General features: G+C 62.7%; 4 protein-coding genes. 2 read left to right on the forward strand and 2 right to left on the reverse strand.

Going from position 1 to position 3895, the window contains the following annotated elements:
* Positions 1 to 9: 9 nt before the first annotated feature.
* Entirely contained in the window at positions 10 to 804 is a 795-nt protein-coding gene (locus tag SSA01S_RS19735; RefSeq protein ID WP_156477958.1) for a hypothetical protein, read from the reverse strand.
* Positions 801 to 1394, reverse strand: a complete 594-nt coding sequence (locus SSA01S_RS18570) for a recombinase family protein (RefSeq protein ID WP_007406866.1) — start codon at positions 1392 to 1394, stop codon at positions 801 to 803. The genes SSA01S_RS19735 and SSA01S_RS18570 overlap by 4 nt, the downstream gene beginning before the upstream one ends.
* Positions 1395 to 1541: 147 nt before the next feature.
* Here SSA01S_RS18570 and SSA01S_RS18575 point away from each other — a divergent pair, with 147 nt between their 5' ends.
* Positions 1542 to 3029 carry a TnsB C-terminal domain-containing protein gene (locus tag SSA01S_RS18575; protein ID WP_052811639.1) on the forward strand — a complete coding sequence of 496 codons (1488 nt, stop codon included), beginning with the start codon at positions 1542 to 1544 and terminating at the stop codon, positions 3027 to 3029.
* Positions 3029 to 3859: an AAA family ATPase gene (locus SSA01S_RS18580; protein WP_007406871.1), complete on the forward strand. Its 831-nt coding sequence runs from the start codon at positions 3029 to 3031 to the stop codon at positions 3857 to 3859. The genes SSA01S_RS18575 and SSA01S_RS18580 overlap by 1 nt, the downstream gene beginning before the upstream one ends.
* Positions 3860 to 3895 lie beyond the last annotated feature (36 nt).

A 3895-nucleotide genomic window follows, 5' to 3' on the forward strand; every position in this document is an offset into this window, starting at 1 on the left:
GTGTAGCTTTCAGCGGTAAATGTCACGAAGTGACATCACTGATTGTCGCCTCCTGCGGCCTGCTCCTTTGGGGAAGCACTGATAAAGCCAGCTTTCCCGCTCGGTCCGGCACGTTGCGCTCTGAGGAAGGGCCTCATCATAGGCTTGGTGAGATCCGTCCAGCCTGAAGGATCGTGGTTTGTGCCAGCGCCAGTCCATCCATCGATTTATCGGCATCAGCACGTTCGTTCCTGCTTCACCTCGCTTTGCCGAACATGACGTAACCGAAAGGCGCGACAGCCAGGAAGCCGCGAACAGACCACGTCGCAATCTGCCGAACAGGCATTGGCCGGCAACAGGAAGGCCAATGATTTCGGTCGATGATATCCGCATAATATTTGAGGGTGAGGAAGGTAGCATAGTATAAATGCTGAACTGATCACCTGCCTGCTCGACGCGGGCGATCGGCAGTTCGACATCTCCGAGAGGGGTGCCACCACGGTCATTCAGCAGACCCAGTGCTGCCCAACCGGCGAAAGCACCCATCATGGCCGAGGTAAGCCAATAACCGATGCGGCCAATGGTAGACTGACGCCGCATCAGAGGAACATAAAAAGCCGCAGCCCCCAAGCCAGCTATCACGCCTAAGAGGCTACCCCAACCGAGAATACTGGTGAGGCCGGGTGTAACCGGCGCAAACGGACGTGAAAAGTAAACAACGGGCAGCGTGATGGATGCTAGAAGTGAAACCAGCCACAGCCCTTGGCGAAGGATGAAGTCGAAGCGGCGAGCACTACTCGCATCTTGTTGTTCGGTGAGATTCATGCCGCTGCCGCCGCTGTGGCAGCATGCCTGCCGAGCGTTCGATAAACGGTCGGCCGGGAAATCGAGAACAGCTCGGCGAGGTCGCTGATCGAGTAGTCGTCGGTATCGTACATGCGACGAAGCTCCTTCTGCTGCCGATCGGACAGCTTGGGCTTCTTCCCACGCAGCTTCCCCTTAGCGCGGGCGACCGCCATGCCCTCGCGGGTGCGGAGCTTGATGAGGTCCGCCTCGAACTCGGCAAAGGTGGCAAGGATGTTGAAGAACAGCTTACCCATCGGGTCAGCCGGATCGTGGACGCTGGCACCAAGCTGTAGCTTCACCCCACGGGCAGCAAGGCCGTCCCCGATCGCGCGCGCGTCCGGAACTGATCGCGCGAGCCGGTCAAGCTTGGGCACTACCAGCGTGTCGCCGCTTCGTACTGCGGCTAGTGCTTGGTCGAGGCCGGGGCGATCCCGGTTCGTGCCGGTGAGCCCCTTGTCGGTGTAGATGCGATCGGCCGCCACCCCGAGCTTGAGCAGCGCGTCATGCTGGGCGGCAAGGTCCTGTTTGTCGGTCGAGCAGCGGGCATAGCCGATCAGCGTGTGCGTCATAGCCGGAGTGTAACGTATAAGGCCCCATCACCGCAAAACATATGGTACCATCTATGTGAGACTCGGCTTTCGGCCGCTTTCCGTGCTGTTGGAGATCGACCGGCCGAGTCCGCTGAACGATCCTCTATCGGACAGGGGGCGATCACCATGGCGGATGGTCGAAGATCGGAGACAGGAGGCGCGGAGGTGGCGCGGCGAATGGCGGCACTTCGCGCCCATCTGCATGGTGGCGCGTCGCTGGCCAAAGTCGCGGCCGATGCCGGTGTTTCGCTGCGCACCGTCCAGCGATGGCTCGCTCGCTATACCGCCAACGGTCCAATGGGCCTCGCGCGGCCGCTTCGTCCGGAAGCTGGCACACGGACGTTCCCGGACGGTCTGGTCCAACTGATCCAGGGCATGGCGCTGACGAAGCCGCCGGCCTCGATCGCAACCATCCATCGTCGCGTTGTGCATGTCGCTAGCGAATATGGATGGCACACGCCGTCCTACGGCAGCGTTCGCGATATCGTGCGCCGGATCGATCCTGCGATGCTGACGCTCGCGCATGAGGGCGCTGCCGCTTTCCGCGACAAATACGAGATGGTCCATCGTCATCGCGCCGATCGCCCGAACGCGATCTGGCAGGCCGACCACACCGAACTCGACATCCTCATCCTCGATGCTCGTGGCAGGCCGACACGGCCGTGGCTGACGACGGTGGTGGACGATCATTCCCGCGTGATCGCAGGCTACATGGTGTTTCTCGGCGCGCCATCCGCGCTCAATACGTCGCTCGCGCTGCGCCAGGCCATCTGGCGCAAGGCCGATCCGGCATGGCCGGTGTGCGGCATTCCCGATGTGCTGCACGTCGATCACGGATCGGACTTCACCAGCCTCCACCTCGAACAGGCCGCGGCCGATCTGCGTATCAGGCTGATCTACTCAGCCGTCGCCCGTCCGCAGGGGCGTGGCAAGATCGAGCGGCTGTTCCGGACCATCAACACCGAACTGCTGGCCGAACTCCCCGGCAACCTGCGCGCCGGCAAGACGGTATCCCCACCGGCCCTTTCACTGGCCGAACTGGACGCGGCGATCGGCGCCTGGATCATCTCGACCTATAATGCGCGTCCCCACCGTTCGATCGGGGCGGCACCGATAGCCGCATGGCGGGGCGATGGCTGGTTGCCCCGGATGCCGGAGACGCTTGCCGAACTGGACATGCTGCTGGTCATGGTCGCCAAGCCCCGCACCGTTCACCGCGACGGCATCCGCTTCGAGGGATTGCGCTACTTCGATCCGACGCTGGCAGCCTACGTCGGCGAGCCGGTGACGATCCGCTACGACCCCCGCGACATGGGCGAAGTCCGCGTGTTCCATCGCAACGTGTTCCTGTGCCGGGCGATCGATGCGGATCATGCCGCGAACAGTGTCACCCTAAAGGACATCCAGGCGGCGCGGATCGCGCATCGGCGTCGCCTGCGGCAGGAGATCAGGGAGAAGCAATCGAGCGTTATAGACTATCTTCCAGCGATCCTGCGCACTCCGGCTCCGATCGCGAAACCGGCGCGATTGCCTGAATTGGCGCCGGTCTCCGCAGCGACTCCGGCGCCGCCACCAAGCCGGCCGAAGCTACGCACCTATTATGAGGGCGACTGATGACCGCCGGCAGTACGCGCGCGACCAGCTTCATCTCGACCCAAGAGCACCGCCGCTTCATCGAGTTCGCCGACGCCGTTCGGAAGCATCGCTACATCGGCCTGTGTCATGGCCCAGCGGGCGTCGGCAAAACGCTCTCGGCCTGCCGGTATGCCCGATGGCACAAGGCTGCGCCCCTGCTCACCGTTTGGGGACCACGCGATCCATCCGACCTGGAAATCTATGCCCACCTCGCTCAGGCACGTGCGGTTTTCTACACACCTTCGGTCGGCAGCACGTTGCGCGAACTGCGGCAGGATCTGCCCCGGCTGCTCGACCGAGTGGACCATTGCATCGACGAACACGTCCGGCCTCAGAAAGTCGGACAGGTCCGTTATGTCAGTCGTCATACCCGCTACGTCGAAATGGTGATCGTCGATGAAGCCGAGCGCCTGTCGACGACGGCGCTGGAATACATGCGTGACGTGTTCGATCGGCAGGGGATCGGGCTCATCCTGATCGGGATGCCCGGTATCGAAAAGCGCATGGCGCGCTATCCCCAGCTCTTCAGCCGGGTCGGCTTCGCCCACCAATATCGGCCGTTGCAGGATGCGGAGCTGACCTTCGTGCTGACCCGCCGCTGGCGCGACCTCGGCCTTGCCCTCGACGACGCCGATTTCACCGACGCGCAAGCGGTCGCGGCCATCGTTCGGATCACAGGTGGCAATTTCCGGCTACTGCACCGCCTGTTCGTGCAGATCGAGCGCGTGCTGAAGATCAACGGCCTCGCAACCATCAGCGAGGATGTCGTGGAAGCCGCCCGCAGCACCCTCGTCATCGGCGTCACCTAGTGCTGACATTCGTGACATTTACCGCTGAAAGCCACA

Origin of the sequence: Sphingomonas sanguinis NBRC 13937 (assembly GCF_001591005.1) — a bacterium.
GTDB lineage: Bacteria > Pseudomonadota > Alphaproteobacteria > Sphingomonadales > Sphingomonadaceae > Sphingomonas > Sphingomonas sanguinis.